The 14,727-nt window shown below is 72.6% G+C and carries 18 protein-coding genes; 4 read left to right on the top strand and 14 right to left on the bottom strand.

The window, feature by feature from the left end; all coding sequences use genetic code 11:
* Positions 1-5: 5 nt before the first annotated feature.
* From EMA17_RS35860 to EMA17_RS35850, 3 genes are read right to left on the bottom strand one after another with little or no spacing between them, the layout of a single operon-like run.
* Entirely contained in the window at positions 6-1,361 is a 1,356-nt protein-coding gene (locus tag EMA17_RS35860) for an amidohydrolase family protein (RefSeq protein WP_126641347.1), read from the bottom strand.
* A gap of 6 nt (positions 1,362-1,367) precedes the next feature.
* Positions 1,368-2,258: an SDR family NAD(P)-dependent oxidoreductase gene (locus EMA17_RS35855; protein ID WP_371863094.1), complete on the bottom strand. Its 891-nt coding sequence runs from the start codon at positions 2,256-2,258 to the stop codon at positions 1,368-1,370.
* 48 nt (positions 2,259-2,306) lie between these two features.
* Complete coding sequence (locus EMA17_RS35850; protein ID WP_126641346.1) at positions 2,307-3,104, bottom strand: acetoacetate decarboxylase family protein; 798 nt, start codon at positions 3,102-3,104, stop codon at positions 2,307-2,309.
* A gap of 211 nt (positions 3,105-3,315) precedes the next feature.
* On the opposite strand from EMA17_RS35850, the gene EMA17_RS35845 reads away from it, so the two are divergent.
* Entirely contained in the window at positions 3,316-3,921 is a 606-nt protein-coding gene (locus EMA17_RS35845) for a TetR/AcrR family transcriptional regulator (RefSeq protein WP_126641345.1), read from the top strand.
* A 64-nt stretch (positions 3,922-3,985) separates the two neighbouring features.
* Here the strand turns inward: EMA17_RS35845 and EMA17_RS35840 are convergent, their stop codons facing one another.
* Positions 3,986-4,720, bottom strand: coding sequence for a hypothetical protein (locus EMA17_RS35840; protein WP_126641344.1), 735 nt, complete (start codon positions 4,718-4,720; stop codon positions 3,986-3,988).
* A gap of 142 nt (positions 4,721-4,862) precedes the next feature.
* The gene (locus EMA17_RS35835) at positions 4,863-5,444 is read right to left on the bottom strand and encodes a TetR/AcrR family transcriptional regulator (protein ID WP_126641343.1); all 582 of its coding nucleotides are present in this window, start codon (positions 5,442-5,444) and stop codon (positions 4,863-4,865) included.
* A gap of 198 nt (positions 5,445-5,642) precedes the next feature.
* On the opposite strand from EMA17_RS35835, the gene EMA17_RS35830 reads away from it, so the two are divergent.
* A complete protein-coding gene (locus EMA17_RS35830; RefSeq protein ID WP_126641342.1) occupies positions 5,643-6,473 on the top strand; it encodes a zinc-binding dehydrogenase in 831 nt (276 codons plus the stop codon).
* Between the two features lie 35 nt (positions 6,474-6,508).
* On the opposite strand, the gene EMA17_RS35825 is transcribed toward EMA17_RS35830, so the two are convergent.
* Entirely contained in the window at positions 6,509-8,143 is a 1,635-nt protein-coding gene (locus EMA17_RS35825) for a serine/threonine-protein kinase (protein WP_281290568.1), read from the bottom strand.
* Positions 8,140-8,820 carry a hypothetical protein gene (locus EMA17_RS35820; RefSeq protein ID WP_126641341.1) on the bottom strand — a complete coding sequence of 227 codons (681 nt, stop codon included), beginning with the start codon at positions 8,818-8,820 and terminating at the stop codon, positions 8,140-8,142. Before EMA17_RS35820 ends, EMA17_RS35825 begins: the two co-directional genes overlap by 4 nt.
* Positions 8,821-9,161: 341 nt before the next feature.
* Here EMA17_RS35820 and EMA17_RS35815 point away from each other — a divergent pair, with 341 nt between their 5' ends.
* Complete coding sequence (locus EMA17_RS35815) at positions 9,162-9,965, top strand: SURF1 family cytochrome oxidase biogenesis protein (RefSeq protein WP_246127116.1); 804 nt, start codon at positions 9,162-9,164, stop codon at positions 9,963-9,965.
* Positions 9,966-9,981: 16 nt separating this feature from the next.
* On the opposite strand, the gene EMA17_RS35810 is transcribed toward EMA17_RS35815, so the two are convergent.
* Positions 9,982-10,740 (bottom strand): SIR2 family NAD-dependent protein deacylase, encoded by a 759-nt coding sequence (locus EMA17_RS35810; protein ID WP_126641340.1) that lies wholly within the window; start codon positions 10,738-10,740, stop codon positions 9,982-9,984.
* A gap of 82 nt (positions 10,741-10,822) precedes the next feature.
* Here EMA17_RS35810 and EMA17_RS35805 point away from each other — a divergent pair, with 82 nt between their 5' ends.
* Positions 10,823-11,584 (top strand): SDR family oxidoreductase, encoded by a 762-nt coding sequence (locus EMA17_RS35805; RefSeq protein WP_126641339.1) that lies wholly within the window; start codon positions 10,823-10,825, stop codon positions 11,582-11,584.
* Positions 11,585-11,979: 395 nt separating this feature from the next.
* Here EMA17_RS35805 and EMA17_RS35800 read toward each other — a convergent pair whose 3' ends face one another.
* The 6 genes from EMA17_RS35800 to EMA17_RS35775 all read right to left on the bottom strand — a co-directional run bounded on the left by EMA17_RS35800 (position 11,980) and on the right by EMA17_RS35775 (position 14,666).
* Complete coding sequence (locus EMA17_RS35800) at positions 11,980-12,612, bottom strand: hypothetical protein (RefSeq protein ID WP_126641338.1); 633 nt, start codon at positions 12,610-12,612, stop codon at positions 11,980-11,982.
* Between the two features lie 7 nt (positions 12,613-12,619).
* A complete protein-coding gene (locus EMA17_RS35795; RefSeq protein WP_126641337.1) occupies positions 12,620-13,237 on the bottom strand; it encodes a DUF6286 domain-containing protein in 618 nt (205 codons plus the stop codon).
* Positions 13,234-13,590, bottom strand: coding sequence for an Asp23/Gls24 family envelope stress response protein (locus tag EMA17_RS35790; RefSeq protein ID WP_126641336.1), 357 nt, complete (start codon positions 13,588-13,590; stop codon positions 13,234-13,236). Before EMA17_RS35790 ends, EMA17_RS35795 begins: the two co-directional genes overlap by 4 nt.
* Entirely contained in the window at positions 13,590-13,772 is a 183-nt protein-coding gene (locus tag EMA17_RS35785; protein ID WP_078977717.1) for a hypothetical protein, read from the bottom strand. The genes EMA17_RS35790 and EMA17_RS35785 overlap by 1 nt, the downstream gene beginning before the upstream one ends.
* 127 nt (positions 13,773-13,899) lie before the next feature.
* A complete protein-coding gene (locus EMA17_RS35780) occupies positions 13,900-14,178 on the bottom strand; it encodes a hypothetical protein (protein WP_126641335.1) in 279 nt (92 codons plus the stop codon).
* The gene (locus EMA17_RS35775) at positions 14,175-14,666 is read right to left on the bottom strand and encodes an Asp23/Gls24 family envelope stress response protein (protein ID WP_126641334.1); all 492 of its coding nucleotides are present in this window, start codon (positions 14,664-14,666) and stop codon (positions 14,175-14,177) included. The genes EMA17_RS35780 and EMA17_RS35775 overlap by 4 nt, the downstream gene beginning before the upstream one ends.
* Positions 14,667-14,727: the final 61 nt, after the last annotated feature.

Here is a 14,727-nt window from a genome sequence, read left to right as displayed (position 1 = left end):
GGGGATCAGACCTCCTGGGCCGGCGCGTTCGGGTTGATCGCGGCGCCCGTGTCGTGTCCGGTGAGCCAGTGCCGGCCGATCTCGGCGGCGGCGGCCCACTTGGTCGTCAGGTCCTTCGCCGAACCGTCCGCGTTCACCTGGCCGAGCGTCGCGGGGGTGACCCCGACCCGCTCGGCGTGCGGCTTCAGCGCGGCCAGGTCGAAGCCGTACACGTCCGCGACCGCCTCGCCGAGCATCACGCGCGTCTCGGCGATCGGCACGTCGGAGAACGTCTTGCGCAGGATGTTCAGCGTCTCCGGCCAGGTGCCTTCCGGATGCGGGAAATCGTTACCCCAGCAGATGTTGCCGATGCCGATCTCGTAGCGCATGCCGATCTCGCGGCGCTTGGTGTTGGAGGCGCCGATGAAGCAGTTGCGGTCGAAGTACTCGCTCGGAAGCAGCTTGATCTCCTCGAACCCGGCCAACTTGGCCGCGCCGCGCGAGCCGAGCAGCAGCCGGTCGGTGAACCACAGCAGGTTGCCCACCCACCAGCAGCCCGCCTCGGTCACCCCGAACCGCAACCTCGGGAACCGCTCGAACACGCCGGACCACAGCAGGAACCACAGCGGCCGCGACGGCCACCAGGTGACCTCGGTGACGTAGATGCCCAGGTGGTTCCCGTACGCCTCGCGGTCGGCCGGACCCGAGTGGGTGACCACCGGGAGCTCCAGTTCCTCGCACAGCGCCCACACCGGGTCGTACCTGCGGTCGTGGTACGGCGTCTGGTTCATCCACATCGCCGGAATCATCACCGCGCCCAGGCCGTCGGCCTTGATCCGGCGGATCTCCTTGAGCACGTCGTCCAACGCGGCCGTGATCGGGATCAGCGCGACCCCGCGCCGCCGCTCCGGGCTGGTCTTGCACAGTTCGGCCAGCCAGCGGTTGTGCGCCTGCGCGCCGGCCAGGCCCAGTTCGGGATCGAGGTCACCGGACAGGCCCAGGCCCGCGCCGAACGGCACACACGTGCGCGACTCGACCGCGTCGGCGTCCGGGAAGATCACCTCGCCGACCACGCCGTCCTTGTCCAACTCCAGGTCGCGCCGGTCCACTTCCCAACCGCTGCGCAGCACCTCCTCGTTGGTCTCGAACCAGTTCGCCGCGAAGTCCTCGTTGCGCACGCCCAGATCGGTGATCGCCTTGAGCTGCGCCTCGCGCTCGGACATGAACCGATCGAACGCCGCGTGGTGCTTCGTGGCGAGGTAGTCGCGATACAGCTCGGTGGGCAGCCCGGCGTGGGTGTCCGACGAGATGATCGTGTAGGGGGTGGTGAGTTCGGCGGTGTCGCTCCGCGCGATGTGCTCGGTCGTCGTCTGCTCAGTCATCGTCGCTCACTTGTCCAGGACGAAGGTCTCGAGGTACGAGGGGTTGCTGCGGTCGAGCATGCTGCGCGACCGTGCGGTGATCTGTGCGTCGCTGTGCTCGCTCGCGGGCAGGATCCAGAACCGGTTCTCCCGGATGCCGTCGAGCACGTCGGCGGCGACCGACTCGACCGGGGTGAACTCGATCTCCCGCCCCGCGTCGCGCATCGCCTTCTCCCACGCGTCGAGCGTGTTGTAGGGCGTCTTGCGCGGCACCGACTTGGCGAAGCGCTCGGGCCGGTTGCGGTACGACTCCCACAGCCCGGTACGCAACATTTTCGGTCCCGGGAACAGCACGGACGCACCCAACTTGGCCCGCACCTGGCCGAGTTGCGCGTACAGCGCCTCGGTCATGGTGACCACCGCGGCCTTGGTGCTCGCGTACACCGACGCGTTCGGCAGCGGGGCGATGCCGCCGTCGCCGGAGGAGGTGTTGACGATGTGCCCGGGGGTGTCCTGCGCGAGCATCCTGGGAACGAACGCCTGGATGCCGTTGAAGACGCCGAACACGTTGACGGCGAAGCACCAGTCCCAGTCCTTGGGGTCGTGCTCCCACATCTTGCCCTCGGAGCCGGACCCGATCCCCGCGTTGTTGCACAACACGTCCACCGCGCCGAAGTGTTCGAACGCGGCGTCGGCCAGCGCGAACACGGATTCGCGCACCGACACGTCCACCACGTGTCCGAACGCCCGCCCGCCCGCGTCGGTGATCCGCGCGACGGCCTTGTCCAGCGCGCCCCGCTCGATGTCGCCGAGCACGACCTTCATGCCCTCGGCGGCGAACCGTTCGGCCATCGCGAGCCCGATGCCGCTCGCGGCGCCGGTGACGACGGCGACTCTGCCGTCGAATTCCTGCAGCATGTGTCCCGTTCCCTTGTCGTTGTCGTCGCTGCCGTGCCTGCGGGGGTGCTACTTCGAGGCGGGCGGCGGGTCGTCGGTGATCTGCTGCACGTCGTCGTAGCGCTGGTGGATGTACGGCAGCACCAGGTCGGCCTTGACCCGTTCGGCGACGAAGCCCTGCTGGTCGGAGGTGCGCTCGCTGAGCGTGATCGAGATCAGCTTGCGGACCGGGAGGTCGGCGACGGGGTCGAAGTCCGAGTCGCGCAGGATCACCTCGCCGGTCACGGCGTGTGCGCTGCGGGTGCGTTCGTTGCGGGTGACGTGTACCAGGAGCGGGTCGGCGTCGAAGCCGTCGCCGTCCACGGCGGGCAGGAACTTGTAGTAGAAGCTCAGCGTCCGCCGGGGCTCGGGCAGCGGCAGTTCCTCGCCGACCGTGCCGCGGACCTCGATGTAGGTGACGCCCATCCGGTTCACGGTGGCCACGACGGAGTCGCCGTCGCGCTCGACCTTGACGTCGGCCAGCTTCTTCGGCTCGCCGAACACCTCCCGGCCGCCGATCACGGCCCGCTCGGTGGTCATCGGCATGGTCAGCGTGTAGTCGCCCTCGATGTCGCCGTGCTTGCAGCGCACCGCGATCGCGCCCGCGCCGAGCGGGTGGCCGTTGATGTCGCAGCCGGAGATGTTCGCCCGGACCAGTGGCCGGTCGGCGGGGACCAGCGGCGGCGGCAGTACGGCCGCGAGCACCTCGGGGTCGGTCTCCCAGATCGCCATCACGCCCGTGGACCAGATCTCCGGAAGGCTGGATCGTTCCCGGGAGGACTTCTTCAGCGCCTCCGCCGGCCGGGCGCCGTACCGAATGCGTGCCACGTACCTCACCTCTTCCGCTCGTGCTCGTGCCTGTGCTCGGTGCTCGTGCGAGGGCTGCGCGCGGGTCGTCGACCCCCGTTGTCGCGATCTCGTGCGCGGTGGTGCCGGTTGCTCTGTAACACTGTTACACCGGTGGGTCGGCGAGGTAAAGACCCGCGGCCCGGTTGACCGTGTATCGGGTCACCGGCCCGGGGCGCGAGAATGGGACGTGATGGACAGGATCACGCGAGACACCGTGCTCGACACCGCCATGCGTCTCGTCATGGAATCCGGTATCGAGAACCTCAGCATGCGCAAACTGGCCGCCGAGTTGGGCGTGGCGGTCACCTCGATCTACTGGCACGTGGGCAACCGCGACGTGCTGGTCGACCAACTGGTGGATCGGGTGATCGCGGAGATGGGCGCGATCTCGGTGGACGGGAGCACGCCGGTCGAGCGGGTGGTGTCGATCGCGCGATCGACCCGGCGGAAGATCCTGGAGCGGCCGCACCTGGTCGGCCTGGTCCGCGAGCGCGGCCTGGAGTCACTGATGATGCTCCCCGCCCGCAAGGCCCTGGTGCACGAGATGACGGCGGCCGGCCTGCGGGGCGCGCGGGCGGGCGAGGCGGTCCAGGCGGTGCAGTACCAGGTGGCCGGCTTCGTGATGCTGGAGCGGGCCCTGGAGAACAGCGCGGCCGAACCGCCGGCGGTGGACGAGTGGCGAGCGGAGCTGGCCCGGGACGACGCGGAACTGGCGGACAGCCTGAGCAACGTCACCGACGGCGACCGGCTGTTCGTACTGTCGGTCCGGGCGCTGGTGGAGTCCCTACTGGGGTGAGGAACGCGCGGGCCGCTGCCGGGGCCGCCCGCGCCCCGAGGCGGCGCCGATCACCCGGCGGCCGTCACCCGTCCGGCGCGGTCTGCCGAGCCTTTCCGGAGGTGTCGCGTTGTAGCGGGGTTCGTGCTTCGCCGAGATCGGCGAGCCACGGCGCGCCCGCGTCGTCGCCCACGTGGCTAAGGGACCAGGCCGGGTTTTGGCACATCGCGGTCTGCACGATCTGGGTGCCCGGCAGGGTGATCGGCCAGCACAGCAGGTGTCCCGCAAGCCACCAGAACTTGCCGAGCACCGCCACCGAGAGGTCGTCCTCGCCCGGCGGCCGATCGCGGTACTCGTGCCGATACCAGGTCCGCACCACCTGCGGCCGGCTCTGCTCGGCGATCACCGTGCCGTCCCGATCGCGCAGCGGCCCGTTGCGGAATTGCACGTCGCGCGCGATCCGGTGGGTCACCCGCAGGCCCAGCGCGCGGCGCACCGGGGTGAGCACAATCGTCACACCACCGCACACCGACCAGGTCAGCATCGACGGCCACAGCCCGAAGACCAGGAACAACACCGCACCGGCCACACCCAGCGGCAGGCCCACCTCCCGCGCCGCGACCGGCTCCGCGTAGACCTTCAGCGGTGTGATCGGGACCCGGAAGACCGTGTCGGGCGTGGTGCCGTAGCGCGACTCGTCGAAGTCGAGCGCGCGCGCCCGACGGTAGGTCCGGGTCTGGAACCAGGGCAGCGCCAGAGACGACACCGCGCCGGCCACACCGACCAGGAACCAGGGCAGGGACACATCGTGAAGCTCCATCGCCACGTCACCCCTCCGCGCGTCGATGTCTCCACGGTCGCCCATGACGGCCCGCTACGGAAGACCACGATGTCGGACAAGTGGCAGAAAATATGCGCCCACCCCCGAGCACGGGCCCCGACCCTCGCACTTCGGGTGACCGTCAGTCGCGGCGGAGCAGTGCCATGGCCAACTCCTGGACGGAGCGGGTGAAGTGGCGTGGGTCGTCGGGCGGGGTCGTGTGGCGGATCAGGTCGCCGTCGAAGAGCGCGAGAACGGCGTGGGCCAGGAAGTCGGCGTCGAGATCGGGGCGGCCGTCGGCGAACAGGGCGGCCAGATGGTGGTGCCAGAAGCGGTAGCTGGGATCGCCGTACCTGTCCTCGGCGCAGGCCTGTCCGTGTGCCGACAACAGGGTGGCGTTGCCCTCGGCGATCGCGCCGAGCCCGTCGAGGAAGGCGAGCATGCGCTCCGGCGCGGGCGCGCCCGGTCCCAGCGGCGGGGGGCCGTTCCCGACCGCGTCGCGCAGTTCCCGGGACCGCTCCTCCAGCAGCGCCTGCAGCAGCCCGGCGCGGTTGCCGAAGCGCCGGAACACGGTGCCCTTCCCGACTCCGGCAAGCGCGGCGACCCGGTCGAGCGACACGTGGTCCCCGCCGCCCTCGGCCAGGAGCCGCTCGGTCGCGCACAACACCGCCCGGCGATTGCGGGCCGCGTCGGCGCGCTCGGTCCGCGTCCGCTGTTCGGTCATCGGCGTCTCCCCACTGGACGGACCGTCGGTCCGCATATTACCGTGAGACAACCGGACCAACAGTCCGCATATTTTCGTGTCTCGGCACGGCTTCAGGGGGGCCTCATGGTCATGCACGCGCTCGTCGTCGATCCCGACGCTTCGGGATCACTCCGTCTCGGGACGGCCCCGGAACCCCACCCGGCACCGCGTCAACTCGTGATCGCCGTCCGGCACATCTCGCTCAATCGCGGCGAGGTGGCGTTCGCCGGACGCCTTCCCGCCGGGACCGTGCACGGCTACGACGCCGCCGGTGTCGTCGTACGGGCCGCGGCGGACGGCACCGGGCCGGCCGTGGGAGCCGAGGTCGCCGCGTTCGGCGCCGGCGCCTGGGCCGAGCGCATGGCCGTGGACACCACCGCGGTGGCCGAGGTGCCCGCCGGGGTCGACCTCGCCGACGCCGCCGCGTTGCCGATGGCGGGCGTCACCGCGCTGCGCACGCTGCGCTCCCGCTCCGTCCTGGGCCGACGGGTACTGATCACCGGCGCGGCGGGCGGCGTCGGCCGCTACGCGGTCCAACTCGCGGCCCTGGGCGGCGCCCACGTGATCGCCTCGGTCGGATCGCCGGCCCGCGCCGCCGGCCTGGCCGAACTGGGCGCGCACCAGGTGGTGGTCGGCCTCGCCGGCATCGACCGCCCGGTGGACCTCGTCCTCGACACGGTCGGCGGCCGGCAACTGGTCGCGGCCTGGGAACTGCTCGCGCCGGGCGGGAGTGTGCAGAACATCGGCTGGGCCTGCGACGAACCGGCGGTGTTCGCGCCGTACTCGCTGTTCTCCATCGGGCCGGCCAAAACCATGAGCACGTTCGGCGACGTCCACGAGGTCGGCCCGGACCTGGCGACCCTCCTGGACCTCGTGGCGGCGGGCCGGCTCGCCCCGGAGGTGGACCGGCGCGATTCCTGGGAGCGGGTCGCCGACGCCGCCCGGGCCCTCCTCGACCGGCGCATCGCGGGCAAGGTGGTCCTGGACGTGGAACCGGCGGCCGCCTGACCCGTCGCGGCGGCTCGGGGCGGCTCGGCGGCGGTTCAGCGGCGGCGATACCCCGAGGCGCCGTGGATCCGGGCCAGGTGTTGCCGCAGCGTGGCCACGCGAGGGTGTCGTGGCCCCAGCCGGTGCTCCTGTTCGGCGAGCAGCGGGACCAGCACGCTCTCCGATTGGTACGGGTCGCCCAGCGCGGCGAGCAGCAGGCCGATGCGCTCGCGCAGGTCGAAGCCCTGGTACACGTCGGCGTCCGGCACCCGGCGGTGCAGGTCGAGCAGGCGCCGGTACTCGCCGAGCGCGGCGGGCAGTTCGCCCAACTCCTCCAGGCACGCGGCGACCTGCCTGCCGTACTCCATCGCCTCCGCGTCGGCCGGCCCGCCCGTGGCCGCGAACACGCTCGCGATGTATCGCAGTTCCGGCAGCGCGCGGCGGAACTGCCGGTCCGCGAGCAGCGTGTCGGCGAGCGCCTGGCGCAGGCCCAACACGAGCGGATCGTGCTCGCCGTGCCGGGCGACGGCCACCGGCAGCGCGGCGCCGAGCACGTCCACCGCCTGGGTCAGCGCACCCTCGCCGAGGAGCCGATTGGCCTCGTCGAGCGCACTGCCCACATCCGGCGTGGGCGGCGCGGCCGAGGGCACCGCGGCCCAGTCCGGATCCGTCCTGGGCGGGTACGCGGCCGGCCCGGCGCTCATCCCCCACGACGCGGCCGGCGCGGCCGGGATCGGCGCGTGCACCGGCGCGGGCACCCCCGGCAGCGGTTGCGGCGCCGCCGGGAAGCGCAGCGGGCGGGTCGGGTCCATCGGCGCGGTGGGGGCCAGCGCCGCGCTCGCGTCGCCCGTGGGCGCGGGCAGCAGCGGGGCCAGCCGCCGGTAGACCTCCTGCGCGTTCGCCGGCCGCTGGTCGGGCTGCTTGCCGAGCAGGTCCAGGACCAGCCGATCCAGGCCGGCGGGCAACCCCGGACGCCGTGCGCTCGGCGGCTCGGGTGCGGTGTTCAGGTGCCCCAGCATCACCGAGGCCATCGTCGGCCCGGCGAACGGCGCGCGTCCGACCAGCATTTCGTACAGCAGGCAGCCCAGCGCGTACAGGTCGGTGCGCGGCTCGACGACGCCGTTCATCTGTTCGGGCGCCATGTACGCGGGCGAACCCGGCATCGCGCCGGTCGTGGTGAGCTTGGTCGACTCCGGGTCGAGCACCGCGGCCACGCCCAGGTCGAGCACCTTGACCGTGCCGTCGCGGCGGACCATCACGTTGCGCGGCTTCAGGTCGCGGTGCACCACGGGCACCGCGTGCACCGCGGCCAGCACCGAGCAGATCTGCGCGGCCACCGCGACCGCCCACTCCCACGGCAGCGGTCGGTGCTCGGCGATCAGGTCGGCCAGGTCGCAGCCGTCGAGCAGTTGCATCACCAGGTACAACTCGCCCTCGTCCGCGCCGCCGTCGAACACGGTGACCAGACCCGGGTGGTCGATGCCGGCGGTGACCCGGCACTCGCGCAGGAAGCGGCGTTCCATCGCGCCGCGGTCGCCGCCGGTGTCCACGAGGTCCGTGCGCAGGAGTTTGACCGCGACCCGGCGCTGGAGAGTGCGGTCGTACGCCTTCCAGACCTGGCCCATGCCGCCTCGGCCAATCGCCGCGGACAGTTCGTAGCGGCCCGCGATCACCCGGCCCGGCGCACTCATCGGGGCCCGCCGGGGTTGCCGCCGTCCTGTTCGCGCAGCCGTTCGCTGAGCCCCTGGAGCCGGGCCCGGGCCCGGGCGGCGGGATCGTCGACGGCGGGCGGCGGCCCGGCCGCGGGCGGGGCGACCGGCGGGGGCGCGGACGGCGCGATGTGCGGGCGTACCGCCGGCCCGGGATGGGGGTAGCCCGGCACCACCGGTCGCGGCAACGGCCGCGCCGACGACTGCGGCGGGAGACCCATCCCCGCGTGCGCCCCCGCCCAGGGCGCGTATCCGGCCTGCGGCGGCGGCAGTTGCCCCCGCATCGCGCGCGCCCATCGGGCCGAACGCACGCACCACCAGACCGGCATGGCCACCATCAGCACGAGCAGCATGATCGCCCCGACGTCGTCCAGGATCGTCTGCGGCGCGGGCCCGCCCACCGCCTCGCGCGCGGCCTTCTCGTCCTCGGTCTCGCTGCCCACGATCAGACAGACGAAGGCCAGGACCAGGAACACCACGCTGAGCGTGAGGACCACCCAGTCCCAGCGCCGGCGGGTGCGAACTCCCGCCACCAGCGGAGCGATCCACCCCAGCATGCCGATCGAGGCGAACGCGACGACGGCGATCCCGATGAGTCCGACCCAGTGACCGGCGGTGCCGCGTCGCCCGGGCACGGGATCGCGCGAGGGACCTTCCATGCTGTGTGACTCCCGAGGCTGGATGTCTCCCGAGCCGGCGGCGCGATGCCGCGTCCGCACCGTGGCCCGTCGGGGCCTGCGGGCGAGGCATCCGGAGACGGCGTGCGGGCAGCCTATCGGCGGGAACCCCCGGCCGGCGGCCGACCCGGACACCCCGCCCGTTTCACCGCCGACCCCGCGCCGGGCGACACGCACGGCGCGACGGGGCGACGCACACGACGCGCCCGGACCACACGCCGAGCCGACCCGACGCGGCGACGCGCCCCGGGCGGGGCGGAAACCGCGCCCCCGACCCCGACCCGGCGAAACGCGGCGCGCACGACGAGGGGTACCGTGCCGGTGTGTACCGCTTCCTGCTGACCCCGCGCTGGATCGCGATGGCGCTGCTCGTCGTCGTGCTGATCCCGATCATGGTCGAGCTCGGCTTCTGGCAGTTCCACCGGCACGAGAACAAGGTCGCGCACAACGATCTGATCAGTGCCAACATCGACCGCAGGCCGGTGCCCGCCGAGGAGATCCTCGCGGTGGGCCGCAAGCTGCCGGGCGATCTCCAGTGGCGCCGGGTCACGCTGACCGGCAGGTACGACACCGAACACGAACTGCTCGTGCGCAACCGGTCCCAGGACGGCGTGCCCGGCTACTACGTGCTCACCCCGCTGGTCGGTGCCGACGGGCGCACCCTCCTGGTCGACCGCGGCTGGGTGAAGAACCCGCCGCAGGCCGCCGACCGACCCGACGTACCGCCGGCGCCGACCGGCCAGGTCACGGTGACCGGCCGGCTGCGCCCGGACGAGACCCGCAAGGACTCCGGCATCCGCGGCCAGACGGCGATCGAGGGCCAGGTGTTGCGGATCTCCGGCTTCGAACTGGGCCCGAAGGTGCCGCACCCCCTGTTCGGCGGCTACGTCGAACTCACCGAGCAGACCCCGATGCCGGCCAAGGCCCCCGCGCTGATCCCGGAACCGGACGACGAGGACCTGGGCCCGCACCTGGCCTACGCGGTGCAGTGGTGGATCTTCGCGTTCGCGCTGCTCGCGATGTTCGTCAAGCTGATCCGGAGCGAGGCCCGGGAGCTGGAGGCCGAACTGGCCGCGCTCGACGAGGCCGACCCGGCCGACGAGCACGAGGAAGTCGCGAAGGTCTGACCGGCCCCCGCACGGCTCACAGTCCCTCGACCAGCTCCGGCAACACCTCGCCGATCGGCTCCCGGATCACCGCGTCCGCGATCGGGTCGTAGGGCGTCTCCCCCGCGTTGACGATCACCAGACGGGCTCCCGAGTCCCGTGCCACCCGGCACAACGACGCGGCCGGTTCCACCTGGAGCGAGGTGCCGACGGCCAGGAACAGATCACCGATCTGCGCGGCGATCGCGGCCCGCTCCAGCACCCCGTGGTCCAGCCCCTGCCCGAACATGATCGTCGCGGTCTTCTGGATCCCGCCGCACTGCAGGCAGCGCGGGTCGTCCTCGCCCATCTCGACCCGCTCCAGGGCGGCGTCCAGCGTGGTGCGCGTGTCGCAGTCGGTGCACAGGACGTAGAACATCGTGCCGTGCAGCTCGACGATCTTCTCCGGGGAGGTGCCGGCCCGCCGGTGCAGCCCGTCCACGTTCTGCGTGATCAAGGCGTTGAGCCGACCGGCCCGTTCCAGCGCGACCAGCGCGGCGTGTCCGGCGTTCGGCCCGGCCAGTCGCGCGGGGTTGTCCCGGCGCAGCAGCCACGAGCGGCGGCGGATGTCCTCGTCGGCCATGTAGTAGCTGTAGGTGACCAACTTCTCGGCGTCGGGATCCTTGGTCCACACGCCCTGCGGCCCCCGGTAGTCGGGGATCCCGGAGTCGGTCGAGATGCCCGCCCCGGTCAGCACGGTGACGCCGTCCTCGGCCGCCGCGATCCACTTCCGCACGAGGTCGATCTGTTCGGTCATGGCACCGAGGGTAGCGACCCGGCCGACCTGACGACCTGTCATTTACCCGGCTCCGGGGCCCGCAGCGGGCAGGATGGGTGGCATGGATCTTGGACTTCGCGATCGTGTGTATCTGGTCACCGGCGGCACCCGCGGCCTCGGCTTCGCCACCGCCCGAGCGCTGGTGGACGACGGTGCCCGGGTGGTGGTCTCCGGACGGGACGAAAAGCGCGCGACGGAGGCCGTCACCGCGCTGGGCGGTCCCGAGCGGGCGCTGGGCATCGCCGCCGACAACGGGGACAGCGGCACCGCCGAACGCCTCGTCGCCGCCGCGCTGGCCCGCTTCGAACGGCTGGACGGCGCGCTGGTGAGCGTGGGCGGGCCGCCGGCCGGCACGATCGGCGGCGTCGACGACGATCAGTGGCGGGAGTCGTTCGAGTCGGTCTTCCTGGGCGCGGTACGGCTGGCCCGGGCCACCTCGGCGGCGCTGCGGGCCGGCGGCGCGATCGGCTTCGTGCTGTCCTCGTCGGCACGTCAGCCGGTTCCCGGGCTGGGCATCTCCAACGGCCTGCGGCCCGGCCTGGCCGGGGTGGCCAAGTCCCTCGCCGACGAGCTGGGGCCGCGCGGCATCCGGGTGTTCGGCCTGCTGCCGGGCCGGATCGACACCGACCGGGTGCGCGAACTGGACGACATCGGCGGCGACGCGGAGGCCACCCGGGCCCGGCAGAGCGAGGCCATCCCGCTGGGCCGCTACGGCGCCCCGGAGGAGTTCGGCCGAGTGGCCGCCTTCGCCCTCTCCCCGGCGGCGTCCTACCTGAGCGGCCTGCTGATCCCGATCGACGGCGGCCTGGCCCGCTCCCTCTGACCCCGTGCCCGACACGCGCCGGCGCCGCGGCGTCCACGCCCCGGCCTGCGGCCCGCCGGGTACACAAGCCGGGCACGGCACGGCACACCGCCCGGAGGCAGCCCACGAACCGGCGGCGGCGCTGCCCGAAGGCGGCGCCGCAAGCCGGGCGGCCGAGGACGACACACGAGCCGCCCCGGCACGTACGTCCGAGTCCGGGCGGCACACAGACCGAACACGGCGCCCCGACCCGACGCGGAACCCGGGCCCAACCCGGCACCCCGAACCGACGCGGCACACGAATCCGGACCACGCACCCGCCGAACGCGGCACGCGAGCGAAGAAGGCGCATCGGCCGGAAGCGGCCCGCGAGGCGAGGTGCGAGCCGGGATGAGGTTCCCGGCCCGCGCCCCCGGTCAGTCCAGGTGTCGCTTCGGCAGCCCTCGGCTGGTCCGCAGCGTGAGCACCGTGGGCAGCGCCTCCAGGCCCACCGCCTCGCGCGCGTTGGGCAACACCCGGTCGCGCACCGCGCCGAGCAGTTCGCGGGGTTCGGCCCCCGGCTCGGCCCGGACCAGCACCCGCAGCGTGGGCCCGTGCCGCCGGCGCACCAGATGCGCGGTGACGTGCTCGACGCCCGACACGTACGCCAGGTCGTCCTCGATCGCGTCGGCCAACGCGTTGCCCGAGACGGTCAGCGTGTCCGCCTCGTCGCCGACCATGCCGAACCCGGTGCCGAGCCCCGACGGACCGTCCCCGGCGTGGTCGCTCGTGTCGTGCACCCGCACCGACCGCACCGGACGCCGGCCCACCTGGGCGAGCAGCCACCACAGCGCGAGCACCAGGATCAACCCCGGCACGCCGAAGGCGACCCACCACCACCAGCCGTGATCGGTGAGCCGCTCGGCCTGACTCGCGGTGATGAACGGCTTGTCCGCGGTGCGCAGCAGGTCGGGGTACCAGCCCCGACCGCGGGCGGCGACGGCGAGCCCGCCGCCGATCAGGACCAGCCCGGCCAGGAACAGCAGGATCCGGTTGCAGACCGTGCGCATCGTCGCCTCACCTCCCGCTCACGGGCTGAAGGCGCAGGTCCACGCGCGGCACCCGGGCCAGCGTGAGCGCGTTCGCGCGTTCCTCGAGGCGTTCGATCAACTCGTCGTGCAGATCGTCCGGATCGCGGAAGTGGTAGTCCACCCGCAGTACCGCCTTGCGCCGCCCCATCCGCACCCGCGCGTCCAACACGCCCGAGGAGGCCAGCGCGGTGTGCCGCAGGAACGAGGCGGCGGTACGCCGGGTCATGTAGACGGTCATCGCGCCGCCGGGCGAGCGCAGTCGCAGCAGCGAACGCCGGCCGGGGGTGAGCGCGAGCACGATCAGCCACAGGCCCACCGCGGCGGCGATCGCCCCGGCGGCGATGGTCCAGCCGTCCCGCCACACGTGCGTCTGGGCCCGCTCCAACAGGTCGCGCGACCAGCGCGGCGCCCGATCGATCCGGGCCGTCACGCCGATGTACAGCGCGGTGCCCGCGATGCCGGCCACGAGCAGCGCCACCAGCGCGGCCGGCAACCCCCGCGTCGACCAGGCCCGGCGCACCTTCGCGCCGTCGCCCCAGTCGTCGGCGGCCGCCGGGACCGTCGAGCCGTCGGCCGGCGCCTCCGGCGAAGCCTCCAGGCTCACTGCACTCTCCTCTTGCCGTGCCCCCCACGGGTCAACCGGGCGACCGTCACGTCCACCCGCACCACGGGCATCCCGGTCAGGTACTCCACGTCGGCGCGCACCCGTTGCCGGATGGTCCGGGCGATCTCGACGACCGGGCCGGGATAGGGCACGTCGACGTCGAGGTTCACCGTCGCGTGGTCGTGGTGCATCGTGGCGCCCGCCCTCGGGGCCCGCAGCACGGTGTCCGGGGCGGCCTCGGTGGTGGCCTCACGCGCCGCGCGGGCGGCGATCTTCTCCACCACCCGTCCGCCGATCTGCAGTACTCCGCGGTGCGCGGCCGGCGCCAGGCCCTCCGCCGGTACCGCGCGCATCAGCGGCGCCGATTGCGCGAGCTGAACAGCTCGCCGAGATCCAGGTCGCCGTCCAGGAAGCGGCCGACCAGAAAGCCGACCACCCCTAGGGCGGCGACCAGGAGAAAGGCCCCGAACCCGCCCAGCGCGGCGGCCAGGCCGAGGGCCATGCCGACCAACAGGCCGACCATGGGTGTAGTCATTGGCGAACGACTCCTCACTGAACCGACCATTGGTTGTTGCCGAGTTGCCGACCCCTGTCGGGCCGAATGCCGCGGAGGTGTCCTGCCGCGGAGCCGTCCGGATTCCATCGGTGTCGCAACCCGCCCGCTACTCGACACGCGGGTTGTTGCGCCGCCGATGGCGCTCCGTCAACTGCCGCCAGAGCCGGCCCGGCAAGCGGCCGCGGCGGTAGACCGTAGTCTCCGCCGCGGCCCCCGAACGGATCGGCGCGGGTGGTCCCGCCGCGTCGATCAGCGCCCTGAAACGTTCGAGCCCGGCGACGAACTCCGCCGGGTCACCCCCACGATCGGGATGACTCGCACGGATGAATTCCCGGTATTCGCGCAGCAGTTGCCGCCGCTCGTCGTCGCCGGGCGCACGCGTCACTGAAGCTGGCGCTCCTTGGAGTCGTCGCCGTCGTAGTCGATGTGGATGTCGTCCACCGCGATGTTGACTTCGACCACCTCGAGCGCGGTCATCCGCTCGACGGAGTCGATGACATTCTCCCGGACGGCCTGCGCCAATTCGGCGATGGGCACGCCGTAATCCACGACGATGTTGAGATCCACGGCACACTGCCGCTCGCCCACCTCGACGCTGACACCCTGGGCCACGTTGGGCTTGCCCCCCGGGATGCGCTGACGCACCGCGCCGAACGCCCGGGCCGCGCCGCCGCCGAGCGCGTACACGCCCGGGATCTGCCGGGCCGCGATGCCCGCGATCTTGGCCACCACGCCGTCCGCGATCGACGTGCGTCCCTTGTCGGTGGCCAGCTTGACGACCTCCGTGGAACGAACACCGTTGCCCACCGAACGCTCTTCGTCCTTCTGGAGCGTCTGCGTGCCGGTCTTGCCCTGGGTCGTTGTGTCCGCCATCGGCGCACTTCCTTCCTCGACTGCCTGCGAATGCCCGAACCCTGCGACCGGAACCCCACTC

This window comes from Embleya hyalina (assembly GCF_003967355.1).
Lineage (GTDB): Bacteria > Actinomycetota > Actinomycetes > Streptomycetales > Streptomycetaceae > Embleya > Embleya hyalina.
Note: the sequence above shows the minus strand (reverse complement) of the source record. Positions and strands in the feature narration are given on the sequence as shown.